Origin of the sequence: Coprobacter tertius, from assembly GCF_024330105.1 — a bacterium.
Classification (GTDB): Bacteria; Bacteroidota; Bacteroidia; order Bacteroidales; family Coprobacteraceae; genus Coprobacter; species Coprobacter tertius.
Genome location: NZ_JANDHW010000003.1, coordinates 1 through 19,053 on the forward strand (window position 1 = coordinate 1; position 19,053 = coordinate 19,053).

Below are 19,053 nucleotides of genomic sequence, written 5' to 3' on the forward strand. Positions count from 1 at the left end.
CAAGTGAATCGAAACAAACTCAAAGAACCGGACAAGACAAAATACCAGATACACCAGGCGGTTTCAGCCGCACTGGTTAAGTCCAAAAACTGGGAAGAGTTTATAAAGGCGGTTTACAAACAGGGAGTGAAAATGCAACCCAAGTTTAAAGGAAATACAAAAGAGATACAGGGAATCTCTTTCGAGAAAAACGGTTATTCTTTTAAGGGTTCGGAGATAGACCGGAAATTCAGTTTCGCCAATCTCGATAAACTAATTAAAAGGAATGCGGAGAAAGCCGCGACCAAAACCGAACGAGTGTCCCGAATCGGACAAGATGGAATAATATACGAATACCTGCAAAAGGAATATACTCCCCCATCCACAGAAAACATTTCTCTCGTATTTGCCGCCCTTATCACCGGGTCGTTTGAACCGTATTATAATAATATGCCGGATGATTCTTTAATCAGAAAGATGAAGATAAAAAAGAAAAAGAAAATAATGAGACTGTAAATATTTAAAATATCTTTGTAATAAAATTTAAAGACACATTAGATTGTTTTTTAAATGTCATTTAAAGCATGATAAAGTATGAAAGTTAAATTAAGTAAAGCTGTAAAAATGTTCTTCGGAAATTCATCATTAGAAATGGTGTACTTCGAGGCGATTGCGAATGCTTTAGATGCAGAAGCCAATAAAATTTCAATTAAAATTTTTACACAGGCATATAATCAACCTGAAACTTTAAAGGTCGAAATAGAAGATAACGGTATCGGATTCACAGATGAAAGATTTAGTAAATTTTGTAATCTATTTGATGTAGAAGAATCTTCACACAAAGGTCTTGGAAGATTGGTATATCTTTGTTATTTTGGGAAAATTTCAGTTCAAAGTTATTTTAACAATGGTTTTTGTAGAAATTTTGAATTTTCTAATGATTTTGATGAAAAATCAACCGTTATAAAAAGTCAATCAACTACAAATGGTACAAAATTTTCCATGTCAAATTACGTATTATCCAGACTTGGACAATATAATTATATTCAGCCCAAATATCTAAAAAACAGAATATTAGAAGAGTTTTACCCTAGATTATACCAATTAAAACAAGAAAATAAAGAAATAACTATTACTATAAATTTAGAAATAGAAAATCAACTTATAACTGAAACCTTATCTACAAATGATATACCAAATCTTGAAAAAATAGAATTAGATTATTCTGTCTCAGCTTTTGATAAAATATATCTATATTATTCTATCGAGGCATCCAATGAACCCTCTATTATAACAGCTATATCTGTAGATAACCGAAGTCAAAAGATTGAGATTATTGCAAAAGAAAATATTCCGTTAGGATATAAAATGATATTTCTTCTTTATTCTGATTGGTTTATTGGAAAAGTAGATCATGCACGTCAAAATCTTGATATTTCAGAATCTGATATGCAACAAATAAAATATAGTTTTAGAAATAAAGTATCCCAATTAATATCTGAGAAAATACCTAAAATTGCAGAAAGTAATAAAAAGGTTAAAATATCATTAATTAGTCGATACCCCCATCTTAATGGATATTTTGAAGAAAACTGTATTGGATTTAGTTCTCGTGTGGAACTATTGAAAAGAGCACAGGATAAGTTCTTTAAAGCTCAAAGAGATATTTTAGATGCTAATTCTCTAACTGAAGAGCAATATAGTAAAGCTTTAGAATTATCATCAAGAACGTTAACAGAATATATACTATTTAGACAACTATCTATTGAAAAATTAAAAAAAATAAACAATAAAAATTTGGAATCAGATATACATAGTCTTATCATTCCTATGAAACAAGAATTTACTAAAGATGATTTTTCAAAAGATTTATATAGGAATAATGCGTGGATATTAGATGACAAATATATGACCTATAGCTCTATTTTAAGTGATAAAGAAATGACTGATGTCGTTAGAGTAATAACAGAAGGAGAAATAATTGAAAAGGATAATGATAGGCCTGACATTGCCATCGTTTTTTCAAATGATCCAAATAAAAATAAAGTTGTTGATGTTGTAATTGTAGAATTAAAGAAAAAAGGATTGACTCATAATGACAATATGAAAGTAATTACCCAATTGGAAACAAGAGCCAGAAGATTGATGAAGTATTATAAAAATAAAATTCAAAGAATATGGTTCTATGGCATAATTGAGTTTAACGATGAAATAGAATTGGCATTATTGGGAGAATATACAGAACTTTATTCTACGGGAAAAATGTTCTATAAAGAAACATCTGTTGCAATACAGAAAGACCCAAAGATAACACTTCCTGTAGGAATCTTCATTATGGATTTAAACTCATTAATAAACGATGCAGATGCAAGAAATTCAACATTTTTGAATATTATAAAAAATAGGATTCTTCAATCTCAATCATAAAAATACGGTTCAAATTAAGAAAATATCGACAGCCATAATATTTATACAATATTAATCTTATGCCCATTAATTCTTTGATATATCTCAAATAAATCTTACTATTTTAAGTGATAGTCAGTTAGTTAAATCAAAATATTGCAAGGCAAGCAAATATAGATTTTGCTTATTCGTGGAGTTAGATAAAACTTATTTGTAAAGCATTGATATACTATTGCTTATATATCTTTTTTTAATATTGACTGCATAAAAAAGATTCCATTTTATTTTGTGGTATATATAAAAACAACTATCTTTGTATCAGTATTCTACATGATGAAAACTACTGCAAAAGGGTTCAAAAAAATTAGTGGGATAAATCATGGGATATGCTTGAAGCAAAAAATATAAAGTTTTAAATATCAGCGTGGTAACTCCTATTGGAGAATCCCAGGCGGATCACAAGTAAATTATCTAAAGCGCTTAAAATCAAGGTTTTAAGCGCTTTTCTTTTGTTCCTATTTTGCCATAAGAAGCCATAAAAAGACATGTTTAAGCCATATTCGGGTACACGTTAGGTACACAAAAGGGCAATTTGAGAAGGTGTACCTGAATGACGCTTATAACTCTGTCAAACAGCCATTTGCGGACATCGTTAACTGATGTTCGTATTTCGTGTCCGATTTTTTTTGTGACGTTTTGGTTTCGAAATGGCTTTAGTCGTTTTTTTTCTGTTTATTGGTGCTACAAGTCTCCTCTTGGCTAGGCATACTTTCGCCACAACGGTAACGCTTGAACATGGTGTTCCGATTGAAACGGTGTCTAAGCTTTTGGGGCATACGGATATAAAAACGACTCAGATTTATGCGAGGATTACCAAACGGAAGATAGAGTCGGATATGAACCGGCTGAAAAAGAAATTGTCCGATTATTCTGAAAAGTGTGTGGTATAGTTTTTGGGGTATATGCTTTAAAGGACAAGAAACGGAAGGGTATCAACTTCGTTTGTATTTTGTTTTATTTTCTCTTTTATTGTGTGTTTTTCTATATCGATTAATAAATTGTATAGAAACTTGGTTTTACAGTATTTAGACGTAATAATCACTTTCATTACTTATAGAAACGAACGAGAAAAGGCGTGTCTCTTGAATATTTAAACAAGTAGGATAAAAAAAGATTTTTGGTTATTGGGCTTCTTTTCGTAGAAATCTTAATATCGATAACGGCATTTTTTTTTGATTTGTATTTTGATTTACCGAAATGATTTGATCGATAAGTTTTATTTTTTTCCTCATATTATATCTCCATGATATAAATTTTATTTTTAGCCATAAATAGGGAAAGTGCTTTGTATAAACATCTTTTGAATTTTTATGAAAAATATAGCTATAACATATTTATGTATAAGCAATACAAAACCAGAACTTCATTATGTTTAGTTCCGGTCACTTTTCTGCAATGTAATCGTAAACGATTTTTGAGATAGTCGCTATTATATCAGCATTTGTTTTATCGTCTTCTTTCGAATCACGTACAAAAACAGTAATGCAATACTGTTTCCCGTCGGGTAACTGCACAAAAGCCAAATCATTATCTCCCGCTTTTATACCTTTAGCGCTTCGGTCGGAACTTCCGGTTTTGTGTCCAATAATCACTTCATTTGGAAGTCCGGCTTTTATTTTATCGTTCCCGGTGGTCGTCTCTATCATGATCTTTTTCAGATAATCCCTATATTCGTTTCTGAACAACTCTTCTTTTAAAAATTTACCTAACAAAAGAACTGCAGAAGATGGTGTAGCCGTATTACTGTATTGCTTTTCGAACGCTTCATGCATCATCGCTTCCGTTGCAATAACAGACATACCCGAAATACCTAATTGCTTAATATAATTATCAACCACTTTTGTTCCACCGATATACCTGAATAGTATATCACACGTATTATTATCACTTAATGATACGGTGTAAAAAAGTAACTTTCGTATTGATATTTTAATATTTCCCAGTGGATATCGGTCCCTTAAAGGGCTGTATGTGTCGGGTAACAAATCTGATTTACGAATGAATATTTCCGTATCGAGAGAAAGATTATTTTTTTGAAGATAATCGAGAACAGCAAGAGCTAATGGAAATTTACAAACACTCATCATCGGATAATTGCCTTTATTTAATTCAAAAAGCCGGTTATTTTCATATAATACAGCAACTCCTACGGTTGCCTTTTTCCCTTCAAGAACAGAATTTATACGTACTTTTAATTCTTTTTCTTTTTTTGAGAAAGCCGTAGTAACAGTAAAAAAAGCAGTTAAAATTCCAATAATAAAATATTTCATAATTATCCGGCATTTTATTGGGGAACAAAAATATGAAAAATTTAATTTTTTCCTTATCAGGATTAAACTATATACATTTTAGTCTGCTTAATGAGTTCTTAAAAACAAAAATCATCCCCATATAGAGACTGATCTAACGGGGATGAAATCGTAAAAATGAATTTGTTCAACAAATTCATTTTTACGGATATACTGATATTGAACTTGATATTTGCAGTTTACATAATAAAACAAGATCTTGTTTTATTACTAAATATTTTCATGAATCCTGTCTTTGACATTAATTTCTTCTTGTTTGCTGATGTGTGCATTTTCAGCAGGATGACCAATTGCTGTAAAACACGGGAACTTATAACCGGCAGGTGTTCCGACAAGAAATTTCACATGTTCTGCCTCTTGTTCAATCGGGATATGTAGGGCGTAGGAAAGACTTTCTGCTGTTGTGGTAAGCAGTATATTTTCTATAGCTGCCCATGCTTGAAGCGAAATAGTTGAGAGAACTTAAACAAGTCGGTTTAAGAGGAGGATATCCATTATGAGAAAAAATGGCAATATCAGATATTCTGATTGTGTGAGCATCTTTTGCTGTTTGGGTATTGCATCCACAAACATAGCATATTCTTAAGAAGATATTGCGTCAGATATAGGTATGAACTGTTCTGCATTTTGCACTTACTTTAAAAGATGCAAAAGAATGACTTTCTCTCAATTTGTGACTCAATACCGTTTGAATACAGCTTGTGAACTTCTAAAATATTCGCAAAAGCATATTTCTGAAATTAAATTTGCTGTAGAGTTTAATGATATACTGGATTTCAGCAGAGTTTTAGAGCACAGAAAAGAATGTCTCTTAAAGAATACAGAAACCTAAAATCATGCTTCGGAGAGCATCTGAAATAGGATAGGTGATAAAGGTGTTTCGATCATGGCTTTTACTTATATTCTTCTTTCAATTATTTCAATTCTGTTTAATAGCAAAAATACCAACAGTGTTAAAAAAAGCCGATCTTTTATAGTATTTGTAAAAGATCGGCTTTAGAGCGGTAAGCGAGACTCGAACTCGTGACCCTCAGCTTGGGAAGCTGATGCTCTACCAACTGAGCTACTACCGCATCTATATTGTAGATGCAAAGGTAGTAAAAATTCTTGTTTTTGCAATATTTTAGTTCTAAAAATTGAATGAATGGTTGCTTGTCTGTATATATAAAAAGTAAATGAGATACGGTGTATATGCGAGAAAGATTTATCTTTGCGGCCGAATCAGTAGTAGTATCGAAATGATAGAATTCAGAGATGTTACATTCATATATGACGGAAAGCCGTTGATAGAACATTTTACCGAGACTATAGAAACTGGGGAAAAAGTTGTATTATATGGGTCTTCGGGGACGGGTAAAAGCACATTATTGGGGGCCATTGCCGGGTTTGTAAGGCCCGACAATGGAGAGATAGCGATAGACGGTAAAATAATGAACGGGGAGAGTATTCAATTGTTTCGGCAACAAATTGCTTGGGTACCGCAAGAGTTCACATTGCCTTATAATACAGTACGTGAAATGATAGATGCACCGTTTCTTTTTAGAATAAATCGCCAGAAAAGACCTTCTCGGCATAAAATTTTAAAAGAGTTTGAAAAACTTGGTCTTGAAGAAATTTTGTACGAAAAAAAAGCAAGTGAAGTCTCTGGCGGGCAACGACAGCGTATTATGATTGTTATTGCCCGTTTACTCGGTAAGGAATATACTTTAGTTGATGAACCTACCTCGGCTCTCGATGAAAATTCTATCGGTTCGTTAATCAATTATATACAAAATTTCGGATCTTCGGAAACGGTAGTTATGGTATCGCATGATAATCGTTTTATTTCTGCTTTCGACCGTAAAATAAAAATAGGGGTGTAAATGAAATGATGAACGCAACGATAGATATCGGTTGGTTACATATGTTTTTGGGAATATTGTTATTGGTGATTCCCACATGGTTTTTGTATTATTTTCGTACCGGTTTGGTGCGAAGTACTCTCGTTGCAGCCTTGCGTATGATTATACAACTTTTTTTTATCGGTTTTTATCTCGAGTATTTGTTTAAATGGAATAATACATTTATAAATCTACTTTGGGTTGTACTTATGACAGGGATAGCCGCCTATACGGTTTTACAGAGAACGAGTCTTCCGAGTCGTAAACTTTTCTTACCGGTAATTATGGCTTTTTTGTGTGCTATAAGCGTTATCGATTTGTACTTTCTGGGTGTTGTAATATGTCTTGATCCACTCTTCGACGCACGTTATTTCATTCCCATCAGCGGTATGATTTTAGGAAATATGTTGTCGTCAAATGTAATTGCCCTGAATGCTTTTTACGGCAGCATCAGGAGAGAAAGGCAACTTTATCTTTATTTACTCGGCAATGGAGCCAGTAGAGGAGAAGCAACAGCTCCTTTTATGCGGGAGGCGCTTATAAAGTCGTTTAATCCGACTGTAGCTTCAATGGCTGTTATGGGACTTATTGCTCTTCCCGGTACGATGACCGGTCAGATTTTGGGAGGTAGTAGCCCTAATGTGGCTATTAAATACCAGATTCTGATTATGATTACGATTTTCTCTTCGTCTCTCATTTCGGTATTACTAACCCTTTGGGCTTCTAAAAGGAGAGCTTTCGATGATTTCGGGCTCGAAAGATAATAGGCGGTATTGTACTGCATTTTATCGGTCATACATACGATATTCTGAATAAAATATATTTTAGGATGTCGGATAAATTAATCGGTTTTTGGTATATTCTTTACACTGTTTTGGCGATGTAATGATCATTTATGATAAAAAATAAAATCAATGAAGATTTTATTTCTCTTAAGTAGAGGCTTAATTCTTTATAAAATCATTAAAAATTGGCATGTTAAATTAACAAAAAACATTAATTAAAATTTGAAAGTTTCCGTGTTTAACGTCGTTTATTGTGATAATACTTATGTCATTCACATTATTCTTTTTACATGGAAAATTTCAATCTGTGTAACGAGTTGGTAAAAATACAAACTCGTTTATTTTTAAAAGCTTTATATATTACTCGTAATCCCGAAAGAGCAAAAGATCTTTTGCAAGAAACAAATCTGAAGATTCTCAATAATGTAGATAGCTATAAATATGATGAAAACTTTATAGGTTGGTGCTTTTCTGTTATGAAAAATGTGCATAACGATATTTTACGAAAAGAAAAACGGATTTTCACTGTTCCGTTAGATGAATCCTTAGATGCCGGATATTGTATGCATTTCGGTTCGGAAATCGATATGGAAATTTTGAATAAAGAGTTGAGTAGTCTTAGCGAAGAAGATCGTTTATTATTAACTTTCAGAATTATGAAAATGAAATATAAAGATATAGCTAAGAAACTCGGTATTCCGGTTGGAACAGTAAAAAGCAGAATGTTCTATCTGAAAACGAAATTGAATTATGTAAAAGAGTGGTTCGAGTAATCATGTAATACCGGAAAAGTAAAACGGGGTAACAGAATTCGCTCTGTTATCCCGTTTTTAATATTATAAAGGTACGATTATTTTTTTGCAGAAGGTTTGGCTATTGCATCCCGCATAGATGTATCTGCCTCTATATTTTTCATTTTATAGTAATCCATAATCCCGAGATTTCCCGACCGAAAAGCTTCAGCCATAGCGCGGGGAACTTCTGCTTCTGCTTCGATTACTTTTGCACGAGCTTCTTGTGCTTTCGCTTTCATTTCTTGTTCGAGTGCAATAGCCATAGCCCGACGTTCTTCTGCTTTAGCTTGAGCAATATTTTTATCGGCTTGAGCCTGATCGATTTGTAATCCCGCACCGATGTTTTTACCTATATCGATGTCTGCGATATCAATAGAGAGTATTTCGAAAGCAGTACCCGAGTCGAGCCCTTTTTTCAACACCAGCTTAGAAATACTGTCCGGATTTTCCAGTACGGTTTTATGAGATTCAGAAGAGCCGATAGACGAGACAATACCTTCTCCCACACGGGCCAAAATCGTATCTTCTCCAGCTCCACCGACTAACTGACGTATGTTTGCACGTACGGTTACACGGGCTTTAGCAATAAGCTGTATTCCGTCTTTTGCTACGGCTACAACAGGGGGGGTATCGATTACTTTAGGATTTACCGACATTTGCACAGCTTCGAATACGTCTCTGCCAGCAAGATCGATTGCTGTTGCCATTTTAAACCCTAGATCGATATTAGCTTTTGATGCAGATACGAGTGCATGAACTACACGTTCTACATGTCCACCTGCCAGATAATGGGCTTCGAGATCGTCTCGGGTAATATCTTTTAATCCGGCTTTATGGGCTTCGATCATAGCTCGTACTATAATTTGGGGCGGTACTTTCCGGATGCGCATCAGGAAGAGTTGCAACAGAGAAATACGGACTCCCGATACACGGGCCGAAATCCAGAGGAGGAAAGGCACGAAGTAAAAGAAAATGACCACAAGGATAATGACCGCGGCCAGAATGACGATGCTGTATTCCATAAAATTTGTTTTTAGATGATTTATAATTATTCTTTAATTTTCTTTCTTACAATGACATTTGTATGTTCTACCCGTTCTACAATAATAGGGGTACCTTCATCGATAAATTCATCTCGGGTTTTTCCTTCGATTCTTTTTTCTCCGATCAGTACGGTACCCATCGGGTTCAACCGGGATAAAGCTATTCCTTCGTCTCCAACGTGTACTGTATCATCTATTTCGGTAGGAACTTTAGAGTCTATATCGGTTTTTAAAGCCATACGGTCGAGACTTTTAGATCGCATAAACCAGATAAGACCAGTTATACAACCGACAATCGAGACAATGATCGTTACATAGCCGGCTGTTTCTCCCATATTGGAGAAGGCATAATATATGGCTCCTCCGAAAAACAAAAGAGAACCTATTCCTGCGATTGTAATACCCGGTAAGAAAAATACTTCGAGGACAACCAGAAATATTGCGGTAAGTATCAGTAAGGTGATAATAAATATATCCATATTGTTCCTTTCTGGGAATTAGCTCTTATCATTTATTTCCCTGCATTTTCAACAGTTGGTTTATTTCTTCCGCACGACTTTTAGCCTCGAAAGATTCGGGTTGCCCGTATAGTTTGAGCAGGGTCGTTTCCAGAGTATTAATCTGTGCAGTGATGTCGTTTTTGTTCCCGCTTTCGGTTACATAACTTTTCCGTAAAGAAGCTAATTTATTTTCTGTATCGGTAATTTGTTTTTGGAGATCTTGGGACTTCAGAAAATAATCGCGGGCCTGTTTGCTCTCAAAATCACTGAGGCGCGTATATACGATTTGATTATTTATAATAAAATGAAATTCGTTTTTCGGTTCTTTTATGACCTGATTTGTTGTTGTGAATATCTTATTCAATAACTGTTTATAGTCGGTACCTTTTACCCAAGTATCTTTTATTGAGGTGATTCTTCCCAAACGACGAGCCATTTCCTCATCTTCTCCCTGATATACGATTTTTTCACTGTTTGGGATAAATATATATAGGACAAGTTTTCCTTCGGGCTGATAACGATCGGAGACAAACCAGCCTACATTATTTATCTCGTCGATGGCCATCATATAATCGTTGAATGGTGAATTAAAGGGCATACCGAGATTTTCGGGATCAAGGTAATTGCCGGTGTTCAGGTTCAATCTCGTAACGAATATGTCGTATCCGCCCAATGATTCATCGCCTGTTGAAGCATAATACAAGGTTACTCCGTCGGATAATACAAATGGATAATTCTGATCGGTAGCGGTGTTTATGTTGGTCGATAATGGAATTTCTTCTCCCCAGCTATCGTTTACGAGACGGCTACGTGAAAATAGGTCATAACCGTTTTGGGCTGTTTTATGTCCGTAAAGTATTTTATCTCCACGTTGGTTTTGATACACCACCGAGTTATTGCATGCACGGTTGTTCCCGAAGAATTGGTTATAATCGAAAAGTTTACCCGATTCGGGACTCAGTTTATAATGTGAAAAAAATGTTGGTTTATCTATGATCATACTGTCTATGATTTGCACTTTTTCCACTCTTCGTAACATTTGTTCTCCTTTTCGGGCCTGTTCCATTCTTTCCGAGATATCGGTTCCAGTTCCTTTTGACCGGCGTAATGCATCCTGATATTTTTCATAATTATCCAGAGCATCTTTAAACCGGTACTGCCGGAAGTAGAGATTTCCCAGATATAGGTAAGCATCCTGTATTTTTTTTGATGCTGCTAATTTCAGATATTTCTCTGACTGATCGTAATATCCTGTTTCATATAGGCATACGCCGTACCATTGATTCAGACTTGCATTAGAAGGATTTCTTTTTATGAGGGATTCGAATATAGGTTTTGCCTCGGCATATTTGCCTTCTTTATATAAAGCTCTTGCCTCTTCCTGACTCTGACCCATCATAACCGGGCTGCTCAATAAACAAAATACAAAAAATACAGATCTTAAATATTTCTTCGACATTTCGAACATCTTTTTTACCGTATTTTACTTTTTACTCATTCAAATATACAAAGTTTTTTTAAACATAATCATTTAATCCGTATTATTTTAAAGAATACCTCTTGTCTGAATTGGTTATCATCAACTTCTGAGTCGAAAATATTACGGGGTATGGGGAATAGTCTTTTTTCATCTATAATGAGAAGATAGTATTTGCGGAGTATTTTCCCATCGGTAAATAGGTCGATGGGGAATGTTTCCCGTTCTTCATTTTCCTCTTTTTTCATTACCGTTACAATTTTTTCTTTATCTATTTCGAGATATTTTTCGGGTAGTACATAACGGTTGTGCGGTATAGTTACGTAAGAAAGATATTTCATCATAATAATTAAGGGAGCCACGAGAAATAACAGTATGAGTGCTACATACAAAAAATCGATATTATACCTTACCAGTATCACCAAAATTCCAATTAAAGCCACGATCCACATCCAACCTCGCAATATCCAGCGTTTAAATAACATGATGAAATAGTCGTTAGCCGGAATCGTAAAGCTTCGGGTAGTTATCATTGGTAACAGGTGTTTAAATTTTGCAATAAAGATAGAAATTTTATATGGGTATAGATCGGTTTGCCGGTAAAATAATGTACTTTTGTAACCTTTTTAATGATATGGAAATCATGCCGCAAAATAAAAATACGCCTGAAGACGATCGTGTGTTGTACAAACTGGGACAGAAAGTCAGGAAGGCAATTTATGATTATGCTCTGATTGAAGACGGAGATCGTATTCTTATCGCACTTTCGGGAGGTAAAGACTCTCTTGCCCTTACCGAATTGCTCGGTCGGCAGATGCGTATTTTTAAGCCTCGTTTTACAGCCATAGCAGCACATATCGGTATGAGTAATATTGCATATGAAAGCGATACTTCTTACCTCGAAGCTCATTGTAAAAAAGTGGAGATACCCTTTATCTATCGTCGGGTTACTTCATTCGACCCGGAAACCGATCGTCGAAAGTCGCCCTGTTTTCTCTGTTCATGGTATCGCAGAAAAGTCTTATTCGATATTGCCAAAGAGCAGAACTGTAATAAAATCGCCCTTGGACATCATCAGGACGATATTTTGCAAACATTACTTATGAATATGACGTTTCAGGGAGCTTTCGGAACCATGCCGCCCCGGCTGGTAATGGATAAATTCGAGATGACTCTTATAAGACCGATGTGCCTTATCCCCGAATCTGAATTGAAAAAGCTTGCTGAATTGCAGAAATATGAAAAGTTGATAAAGAATTGTCCTTACGAAAGTTCGTCGAGTAGGCCTGAAATGAAGGAAGTATTGACTGCTCTTGAAAAAATAAATCCTCAGGTACGAGGGAATATCTGGAAAAGTATGACTCATATACAATCGGCTTATCTTCCAGACCCGATAGGAGAAAAGAAATGATTTTTATACAGTGAAAATCTCCGATGAATGTAGCAGTATAAGAAGATTTACATTACTTTTGCAGCCGAAATAAAAGGTAGAACCAATATTTGATTTTGCCGTCACATTATCTCATTTAATTTAATTGTGAAATAAATATGACCGGGTTATATACGATTTTATTACTTATCGTTTCAAACATATTTATGACATTTGCCTGGTATGGTCATTTAAAGTTGCAGGAAATGAAAGTAATTTCCAATTGGCCTCTTTATGCTGTTATTCTATTTTCTTGGGGAATAGCGTTGGCCGAGTATTCTTGTCAGATTCCCGCTAACCGTATCGGGTTTATCGGAAACGGCGGTCCTTTTAGTCTCATGCAGCTTAAAGTCGTACAAGAAGTAATAACTCTTATTGTTTTTACTATTTTTACTACTGTATTATTTAAGGGGGAGAGTTTGCATTGGAACCATTTTGCTGCTTTTGCCTGCCTCGTGTTGGCTGTTTATTTTGTTTTTATGAAGTAACCTGTTTGGTTTGGCTGACTTGACGTTATAAAAAATAGCAACTTTTTGTGTCGGCATGTACTCTGCTAAGGGTATTCTGCAATAATTTTACTATCCAGACCGATAATACGAAAGGAGCTGTAAGAGTAGTTATTCCCAAATTCATGCCCGTAATTTGTAATCCGATCGATATAAGTATAGAAAGGATTGCGAATATTGCTCCTCGCTTCGTCCGGTCTGCCAGTGCAATACTACAAAGTACAGCGTTATAACCATATACTCCGGTATTAAAAGAGGTGTAATCTGTCCCGATTATCAGTGCTAATGTTAACGGAAGAGCCGCTCCGATAAATGCGTAGGTTGTATCGAGCGTCGAGTTTATCAATATCGCTATTAGAAAGAATATACCGGTTATCAAACTCCCATCTTGAAACATCACTTGTCCCAGATTGAAGCAGAAAGCTGCAAACAAATCTGTTTCTGATGATGCGGGCATGGCAGATGAAGTTATCAGAAGACTTGGATAGAGAAAATAACAACCTGATAATAAGATCCATATAACGATTATAAATGGAGCAGTATATCCGGGAAGCTTACTTTTTCGATTGAATAATCCAGCAATCAAAGTAGATAATCCCGATCCTGCGATGAGTAAAACAATCGAAATCAGATTTATTTTAAAAAAAACTCCTACGGCAATTCCTATAAGGGTGCCATTAAATCCGTATAACCCGTCTCGTATCTCTCTAATAGAATATCCAGCCAGTAAAGCAGTGAGAGTTCCGGTAAGATTTCCAGCTATTGCCAGTATTGCCAGTAACCAAGAGTTACATGCGATACCGGCCAGCATTACGGCTCCCGACCAAGCATTATTTTGCAACATTACTTGACCGATACCCCGGCATATTGTAAATATTCCTTCACGCACAATATTGAATTCGGATACAAAAATATTAAAAACATATGTGAATTTAAAGGGCAAAAAAGCAATAAAATGGTAAGATTATTCTTTCTTATTGTTTTTGGGAGGCTTTGGTGTGTCTTTTTTTTCGGTATTCTCGTGATTGTGGAGAATGTATTTATGGTAATATGCAAGTAGGAGTGAGGTCATGGGCAGCGCGATAATCATCCCGATAACCCCGAGTAATGTTCCCCAGATAGACAGGGAAAGCAGTATTATTGCCGGGTTGAGACCGGTAACATGTCCCATAATACGGGGTACCAGCACTGTGTCTTGTATGAGTTGTACTATGATATAAATACCCATACATATTGCTGCAAGCACCCAAAAATTCTGTCCGTTTTCGGCAGATTGCAAAAGGCATAATAGCAATGCCGGAGGAATGCTGATGAGTTGTAGATATGGAACCATATTGAGCAAGCCGATAAAAAGCCCGAAAATGATGGCAAGCGGCAGCCCCATGATCATAAATCCGATACTGAAAAGTATTCCTACCAGAAAAGCGACTAAGGCTTGTCCTCTGAAATAACGGTTCATGCTTACCTTGATATCGTTGACAATACCTAGAACAGGAGATTTGAATCGTTCGGGAATCAGTGCTTTAAATCCGGCTATTATTTTATCATAATCGAGTAGAATAAAAAAGAGATAAAGTAAAACGATAAACCAGCTTACAATAGCAACGAGACGGGTTACTGATCCTGAAATGAATGTCCATGCTTGTGTAAAACTCGTTTCGATGAGCTTGGACCATTCTTCACGATTAAGCATTCCGGCAATTTTTTTGAAATCGATATTTTCTTTCAGATAGAGTTGCCAGTTATCGGGTAAAAAAGGTAGTTGACGGCTACCGATGATATAATTTGAGATTATTTCGCGCATTTTATCTGTTTCGTCGATGATCGATGGGATGAATATCCACCCGAGCAACGACAGAAAAGCGATAATTGAGAGCAAAGCAATAACGATAGAGAGTGCGTGGTTACGTACATGGCATTTCTTTTTGTAAAATTCGACAAGCGGATAAATGAGATAAGCCAACAACCATGCCACGAGGAAAGGCAGGAGTGCTCCTTTAAGCATCTTAATCAAATAAAATGTACCCACACATCCCGCAATAGTGAACAGAATGCGTATGACGCGGTCGAAAGTATATGGCTGCCGGGATAGGTTCATAAGCTTGTCGTATTTAGATAGGTCGGATGTATTTCGGCTCTATTTTGTGTGTTTTTTATTGTAACAACTTCGGCATAAAGGTTGGTACTCGTCTTTTTCTCCCAGTAGTACCTGTTTTTCGTTTTCGACGAGACGGTGCGAATAATTTGCCAAATGTCCGCATTCTACGCAGATAGCATGTACTTTAGTTACTTCGTCTGCGATAGACATGAGAGTAGGCATCGGGCCGAAAGGCTTTTTTTTAAAGTCCATGTCGAGACCGGCTACGATAACTCGGGTTCCCTGGTCGGCTAATTGATTACAAATGTCTATAATCCCGTTATCAAAAAACTGGGCTTCGTCTATTCCTACGACCTCTACGTCACTCGAAAGTAGTAGGATACTTCCCGAACTTTCTACCGGAGTGGAAGCGATAGAATTACTGTCGTGCGAAACTACGTCTTCTTCTGAATAACGAATGTCTATAGCAGGTTTGAATATTTCTACCCGCTGACGGGCTATTTTAGCGCGTTTGAGTCTGCGTATCAGTTCCTCGGTCTTTCCCGAGAACATTGAGCCGCAGATTACTTCAATACGGCCTCTCCGGTGTGTTTCGTAGTTTTCTTCAGAAAAAAGCATTTTGAATGTCAGGATTTATAATTGTCGTAACAAATGTACATACACTTTTTTTATTCTGAAATGTTTTATGACATAAAATAAAATATACGATCAGAGACTGATGTTTGGCATCCCGGCAAAAAAATGTATATTTGTTTACCTGAAAATGGAAATATGAAAAGAAAAGTTTTTTTATTTTTTATTCTTTTTCTTTGTGTAGTAAAATGTATAGCTGTTACCGGAAAGGCTATGGCCAGTTTGTTACAGCTTCCTGGTCTGAAGCCGGCATCTGTAGGTTATTGTTTGCTTTCGCCTGAGGGTAAAATTATAGATGCTTATGCCGAAGAAAAGGTCTTATTGCCAGCATCGGTACTTAAATTGGTGACAACTTCGACAGTGCTCGAAATGTATGGGCCGGCTCATCGTTTTGTCACACAAGTATCCTATACCGGTGATATTTTTTCCGACGGAGTTTTACATGGTGATCTTGTAATACAGGGGGGAGGGGATCCGATGCTTGGTTCAGAGTTTGGTATTCGACCGGTAGATTCATTTTTACAAGAGTTGGTGATCGCATTAAAAGAAAAAGGAATAAAAAACATAAAAGGCCGAATTTTGGGAGATGACTCGTTGTTCGATAACGAAGGTGTATCTCATAAATGGTTATGGGAAGATCTCGGTAATTATTATGCGGCCGGAAGTTATGGATTGAATTATCGGGATAATCTTTACCGATTGGTTCTTCGATCGGGAAAATCCGGTACTAAACCGTTGATTTTAAAAACGATTCCGGTAATGAAAGAACTCTCTTTTGTGAATTATCTTGTTGCAAAAAACAATAATGCCGATAGTGTGTATATATACGGAGCCCCATTTTCCGACCGACGTTATTTATACGGATCTTTACCGGCAGGGCGTAGTTCGTTTACTGTTAAAGGTGATATACCCGATCCTGCATTTTTTCTGGTAAAGACAATTACTGATGCTTTGGTTGCGAATCATATTTCGGTTTCAGGTGCTCCCGATACTTATCGTCGGTTAGTCGAATCGGGTAAAAAGATACCCGTAGGGGGCGGTATTCCGATTCTTAGGTTCGAGTCCGATCCTCTTTCTCATATTGTTTCTATAACGAATAAACGTAGTAATAATCTTTTTGCTGAAACTCTATTGAGACAGGTTGCATTGAAAAAGTATGATACGGCATCGGCTGGTAAAGGGATTAGTGTACTTTGTGAGTATTGGAAAAGCAAAGGGTTAGATATTTCTGCTTTGCAAATGTATGACGGAAGCGGATTGGCTGTTACAAATCGGATTTCCCCTTTGCTTTTAGCCACTATTTTGAAACAGGAGTCATGCAACGATGATTTTGTTTATTCTCTGCCAGAAGCAGGAGTGGAAGGTACTGTAAAGAATCTGATGAAAAATAGTGGTTTACAGGGAACTCTTTTATTGAAAAGCGGAAGTATGGCTGGAGTGCAATGTTATGCAGGGTATTATATTATTGCAAGTAAACGATATCCGATCGTATTTATGGTAAATAATTTTACTTGTGGCAGAGCTGAGTTGAAGGCGGCTATCGAACGTTTCCTCAAATCGAGTTTATCTTTGTTGTAATTTTTATATTTATAGAATTTTATCGGGTGATTAAAATTATAATATACTCGAAGAATAATAACCGGAATATTATGTTAATTTTGTATTGAAAAAAATATAAAGGATATGTTGCAGAATAATTCTGTACAAAAGATATTGACCGATATCGATGAGCTTCGGGAATTGATGATAGTAATAGAACAAACACCTGGTGCTCCTGAAGTTTTATATAAATTGGCTGCCGAAAAAGCCAATTTAGTAGTGGATGCGATAAAAATGTTGTCTCCTTCTAAGAAAGAGAATATCTCTACTGTTAAACCGGTTATAAAAGAAAAAACGATAGAACCGGATTTTCAATCGGTTCCTGTGATGGATAAATTTTCCGATCCGGAAACAATTACAGTGAATGAGCATTTGGAAAATAATAGTCCGGAGGAGGAGACGCAGCCTCCTTTTATTCTCACAGAGGAAAGTTCGGTTAAAGAGGCTCTGGAAACAGAAATTACGGTTTCAGATGCCGGTAAAGAGTTAGCCGAAATTTCAGAAGAAAAAATTACTGATCCGATACGGCAAATTATAAAGACTGAAGAACGGTCGTCGGTAGCCGAGACGTTGGTATCGGCTGATGTTTCTCTTGATGAGGCGCTACAGCGTCGTCAGGCAAAAGATTTGCGAAAAGCGATGACATTGAATGATAAGTTTCGTTTCAGGAGGGAACTTTTTCTTAATAGTAGCGAAATGATGAACGCAACGATAGACGCTTTGAATGAAATGACCAGTTATGCTGATTCGTGCGCGTTTTTACAAAGCCAGTTTAGCTGGGATCCCGATAACCAGACTGTCAGTGATTTTATGGCTATTCTCGAAAAGAAATTTCTGTAAATAACAACCGTTATGGCAAAATTATATGTGATACCGACTCCGGTGGGTAATCTTGAAGATATGACGATGCGTGCTATACGTGTTTTGAAAGAAGTCGATTGCATATTGGCAGAGGATACACGCACCAGCGGAATACTATTGAAACATTTCGATATAAAAACCCGTATGCAGTCACATCATAAATTTAATGAACATCAGGCAGTATCCGGTATAATAGAACGTATAAAAGGTGGAGAAACGATTGCTCTTATTTCGGATGCCGGTACACCGGCAATATCGGATCCCGGTTTTCTTCTGGTTCGTGAATGCCGTCGGGAAAGTATAGATGTAGAGTGTTTGCCGGGGGCTACGGCTTTTGTCCCAGCCCTTGTTGCATCGGGATTGCCGAATGACCGGTTTTGCTTTGAAGGTTTTTTGCCGCAAAAAAAAGGTCGGGCTACTCGTTTGACCGAATTAGCTTCTGAAAAGCGTACAATCGTATTTTACGAATCACCTTTCAGGTTGGTTAAAACGCTTACGCAGTTTGCCGAGTATTTCGGTGACGACAGAGAAGCGTCGGTTAGTCGTGAAATATCGAAAATATATGAAGAAACAGTTCGTGATACCCTCTCAGGGTTAATATCTCATTTTACCGAGAACGAACCTAAAGGAGAAATTGTTATAGTTGTTGCCGGGATGTCCGGTAAAGAAAAAAATAACGAAAAGACAGAATAAA

General features: G+C 36.3%; 17 protein-coding genes, 1 tRNA gene and 3 pseudogenes. 12 read left to right on the forward strand and 9 right to left on the reverse strand.

All coding sequences use genetic code 11. The features are described from left to right. The 3 genes and pseudogenes from NMU02_RS03450 to NMU02_RS03460 form a co-directional block, all read left to right on the forward strand. Nucleotides 1-495: pseudogene (locus NMU02_RS03450) on the forward strand (hypothetical protein); the annotation flags it as partial. A gap of 78 nt (nt 496-573) precedes the next feature. Beyond that, nucleotides 574-2,406: an ATP-binding protein gene (locus NMU02_RS03455; protein WP_255025832.1), complete on the forward strand. Its 1,833-nt coding sequence runs from the start codon at nt 574-576 to the stop codon at nt 2,404-2,406. Nucleotides 2,407-3,140: 734 nt separating this feature from the next. Next, nucleotides 3,141-3,335 (forward strand): annotated as a pseudogene (locus NMU02_RS03460) (tyrosine-type recombinase/integrase); the annotation flags it as partial. Between the two features lie 492 nt (nt 3,336-3,827). Here NMU02_RS03460 and bla read toward each other — a convergent pair. Then, entirely contained in the window at nt 3,828-4,715 is an 888-nt protein-coding gene (gene bla, locus NMU02_RS03465) for a class A beta-lactamase, subclass A2 (RefSeq protein ID WP_255025833.1), read from the reverse strand. Between the two features lie 625 nt (nt 4,716-5,340). Here bla and NMU02_RS03470 point away from each other — a divergent pair. Next, nucleotides 5,341-5,586: pseudogene (locus NMU02_RS03470) on the forward strand (helix-turn-helix domain-containing protein); the annotation flags it as partial. 168 nt (nt 5,587-5,754) lie between these two features. Here NMU02_RS03470 and NMU02_RS03475 read toward each other — a convergent pair. Then, nucleotides 5,755-5,827: transfer RNA gene (locus tag NMU02_RS03475), tRNA-Gly, on the reverse strand. 102 nt (nt 5,828-5,929) lie between these two features. On the opposite strand from NMU02_RS03475, the gene NMU02_RS03480 reads away from it, so the two are divergent. The 3 genes from NMU02_RS03480 to NMU02_RS03490 all read left to right on the forward strand — a co-directional run bounded on the left by NMU02_RS03480 (nt 5,930) and on the right by NMU02_RS03490 (nt 8,192). Next, the gene (locus NMU02_RS03480; protein ID WP_255025837.1) at nt 5,930-6,616 is read left to right on the forward strand and encodes an ABC transporter ATP-binding protein; all 687 of its coding nucleotides are present in this window, start codon (nt 5,930-5,932) and stop codon (nt 6,614-6,616) included. Between the two features lie 8 nt (nt 6,617-6,624). Beyond that, nucleotides 6,625-7,398 (forward strand): ABC transporter permease, encoded by a 774-nt coding sequence (locus tag NMU02_RS03485; protein ID WP_255026199.1) that lies wholly within the window; start codon nt 6,625-6,627, stop codon nt 7,396-7,398. A gap of 311 nt (nt 7,399-7,709) precedes the next feature. Further along, nucleotides 7,710-8,192, forward strand: a complete 483-nt coding sequence (locus NMU02_RS03490; RefSeq protein ID WP_255025838.1) for an RNA polymerase sigma factor — start codon at nt 7,710-7,712, stop codon at nt 8,190-8,192. A gap of 77 nt (nt 8,193-8,269) precedes the next feature. Here NMU02_RS03490 and floA read toward each other — a convergent pair whose 3' ends face one another. The 4 genes from floA to NMU02_RS03510 all read right to left on the reverse strand — a co-directional run bounded on the left by floA (nt 8,270) and on the right by NMU02_RS03510 (nt 11,766). Beyond that, entirely contained in the window at nt 8,270-9,235 is a 966-nt protein-coding gene (floA, locus tag NMU02_RS03495; protein WP_255025839.1) for a flotillin-like protein FloA, read from the reverse strand. 26 nt (nt 9,236-9,261) lie between these two features. Continuing rightward, nucleotides 9,262-9,735 (reverse strand): NfeD family protein, encoded by a 474-nt coding sequence (locus NMU02_RS03500; RefSeq protein ID WP_255025841.1) that lies wholly within the window; start codon nt 9,733-9,735, stop codon nt 9,262-9,264. Between the two features lie 28 nt (nt 9,736-9,763). Beyond that, a complete protein-coding gene (locus tag NMU02_RS03505; RefSeq protein ID WP_255025842.1) occupies nt 9,764-11,215 on the reverse strand; it encodes a tetratricopeptide repeat protein in 1,452 nt (483 codons plus the stop codon). 68 nt (nt 11,216-11,283) lie between these two features. Beyond that, nucleotides 11,284-11,766: a hypothetical protein gene (locus tag NMU02_RS03510; RefSeq protein ID WP_255025844.1), complete on the reverse strand. Its 483-nt coding sequence runs from the start codon at nt 11,764-11,766 to the stop codon at nt 11,284-11,286. A 110-nt stretch (nt 11,767-11,876) separates the two neighbouring features. Between NMU02_RS03510 and NMU02_RS03515 the strand changes: the two genes are divergently transcribed. Both NMU02_RS03515 and NMU02_RS03520 read left to right on the forward strand, forming a co-directional pair. Further along, complete coding sequence (locus NMU02_RS03515) at nt 11,877-12,644, forward strand: adenine nucleotide alpha hydrolase family protein (RefSeq protein WP_255026201.1); 768 nt, start codon at nt 11,877-11,879, stop codon at nt 12,642-12,644. A 137-nt stretch (nt 12,645-12,781) separates the two neighbouring features. Further along, on the forward strand, nt 12,782-13,150 hold the full coding sequence (locus NMU02_RS03520) for a DMT family protein (protein WP_255025846.1): 369 nt from the start codon (nt 12,782-12,784) through the stop codon (nt 13,148-13,150). Nucleotides 13,151-13,175: 25 nt separating this feature from the next. Here NMU02_RS03520 and NMU02_RS03525 read toward each other — a convergent pair whose 3' ends face one another. The 3 genes from NMU02_RS03525 to NMU02_RS03535 all read right to left on the reverse strand — a co-directional run bounded on the left by NMU02_RS03525 (nt 13,176) and on the right by NMU02_RS03535 (nt 15,884). Further along, complete coding sequence (locus NMU02_RS03525) at nt 13,176-14,057, reverse strand: urea transporter (RefSeq protein WP_255025847.1); 882 nt, start codon at nt 14,055-14,057, stop codon at nt 13,176-13,178. Nucleotides 14,058-14,132: 75 nt separating this feature from the next. Continuing rightward, on the reverse strand, nt 14,133-15,266 hold the full coding sequence (locus NMU02_RS03530) for an AI-2E family transporter (RefSeq protein ID WP_255025848.1): 1,134 nt from the start codon (nt 15,264-15,266) through the stop codon (nt 14,133-14,135). Between the two features lie 39 nt (nt 15,267-15,305). Further along, nucleotides 15,306-15,884: a thymidine kinase gene (locus NMU02_RS03535; RefSeq protein WP_255025849.1), complete on the reverse strand. Its 579-nt coding sequence runs from the start codon at nt 15,882-15,884 to the stop codon at nt 15,306-15,308. A gap of 153 nt (nt 15,885-16,037) precedes the next feature. Between NMU02_RS03535 and dacB the strand changes: the two genes are divergently transcribed. The 3 genes from dacB to rsmI all read left to right on the forward strand — a co-directional run bounded on the left by dacB (nt 16,038) and on the right by rsmI (nt 19,052). Continuing rightward, nucleotides 16,038-17,477, forward strand: a complete 1,440-nt coding sequence (gene dacB, locus NMU02_RS03540; RefSeq protein ID WP_255025850.1) for a D-alanyl-D-alanine carboxypeptidase/D-alanyl-D-alanine endopeptidase — start codon at nt 16,038-16,040, stop codon at nt 17,475-17,477. A gap of 105 nt (nt 17,478-17,582) precedes the next feature. Next, on the forward strand, nt 17,583-18,338 hold the full coding sequence (locus tag NMU02_RS03545; RefSeq protein ID WP_255025851.1) for a DUF8457 domain-containing protein: 756 nt from the start codon (nt 17,583-17,585) through the stop codon (nt 18,336-18,338). A gap of 12 nt (nt 18,339-18,350) precedes the next feature. Next, nucleotides 18,351-19,052 carry a 16S rRNA (cytidine(1402)-2'-O)-methyltransferase gene (gene rsmI / locus NMU02_RS03550; RefSeq protein WP_255025853.1) on the forward strand — a complete coding sequence of 234 codons (702 nt, stop codon included), beginning with the start codon at nt 18,351-18,353 and terminating at the stop codon, nt 19,050-19,052. The last annotated feature ends 1 nt before the right edge of the window (nt 19,053 follow it).

What these genes read in the sequence shown, in the direction of transcription:
- NMU02_RS03485 (WP_255026199.1), top strand. Translation starts at nt 6,625, where the DNA reads ATGAACGCAACGATAGATATCGGTTGGTTACATATGTTTTTGGGAATA.
- NMU02_RS03535 (WP_255025849.1), bottom strand. Translation starts at nt 15,884, where the DNA reads ATGCTTTTTTCTGAAGAAAACTACGAAACACACCGGAGAGGCCGTATT.
- floA (WP_255025839.1), bottom strand. Translation starts at nt 9,235, where the DNA reads ATGGAATACAGCATCGTCATTCTGGCCGCGGTCATTATCCTTGTGGTC.
- NMU02_RS03505 (WP_255025842.1), bottom strand. Translation starts at nt 11,215, where the DNA reads ATGTCGAAGAAATATTTAAGATCTGTATTTTTTGTATTTTGTTTATTG.
- rsmI (WP_255025853.1), top strand. Translation starts at nt 18,351, where the DNA reads ATGGCAAAATTATATGTGATACCGACTCCGGTGGGTAATCTTGAAGAT.
- bla (WP_255025833.1), bottom strand. Translation starts at nt 4,715, where the DNA reads ATGAAATATTTTATTATTGGAATTTTAACTGCTTTTTTTACTGTTACT.
- NMU02_RS03545 (WP_255025851.1), top strand. Translation starts at nt 17,583, where the DNA reads ATGTTGCAGAATAATTCTGTACAAAAGATATTGACCGATATCGATGAG.
- NMU02_RS03480 (WP_255025837.1), top strand. Translation starts at nt 5,930, where the DNA reads ATGAGATACGGTGTATATGCGAGAAAGATTTATCTTTGCGGCCGAATC.
- NMU02_RS03510 (WP_255025844.1), bottom strand. Translation starts at nt 11,766, where the DNA reads ATGATAACTACCCGAAGCTTTACGATTCCGGCTAACGACTATTTCATC.
- NMU02_RS03490 (WP_255025838.1), top strand. Translation starts at nt 7,710, where the DNA reads ATGGAAAATTTCAATCTGTGTAACGAGTTGGTAAAAATACAAACTCGT.
- NMU02_RS03530 (WP_255025848.1), bottom strand. Translation starts at nt 15,266, where the DNA reads ATGAACCTATCCCGGCAGCCATATACTTTCGACCGCGTCATACGCATT.
- NMU02_RS03455 (WP_255025832.1), top strand. Translation starts at nt 574, where the DNA reads ATGAAAGTTAAATTAAGTAAAGCTGTAAAAATGTTCTTCGGAAATTCA.
- NMU02_RS03515 (WP_255026201.1), top strand. Translation starts at nt 11,877, where the DNA reads ATGCCGCAAAATAAAAATACGCCTGAAGACGATCGTGTGTTGTACAAA.
- dacB (WP_255025850.1), top strand. Translation starts at nt 16,038, where the DNA reads ATGAAAAGAAAAGTTTTTTTATTTTTTATTCTTTTTCTTTGTGTAGTA.
- NMU02_RS03520 (WP_255025846.1), top strand. Translation starts at nt 12,782, where the DNA reads ATGACCGGGTTATATACGATTTTATTACTTATCGTTTCAAACATATTT.
- NMU02_RS03500 (WP_255025841.1), bottom strand. Translation starts at nt 9,735, where the DNA reads ATGGATATATTTATTATCACCTTACTGATACTTACCGCAATATTTCTG.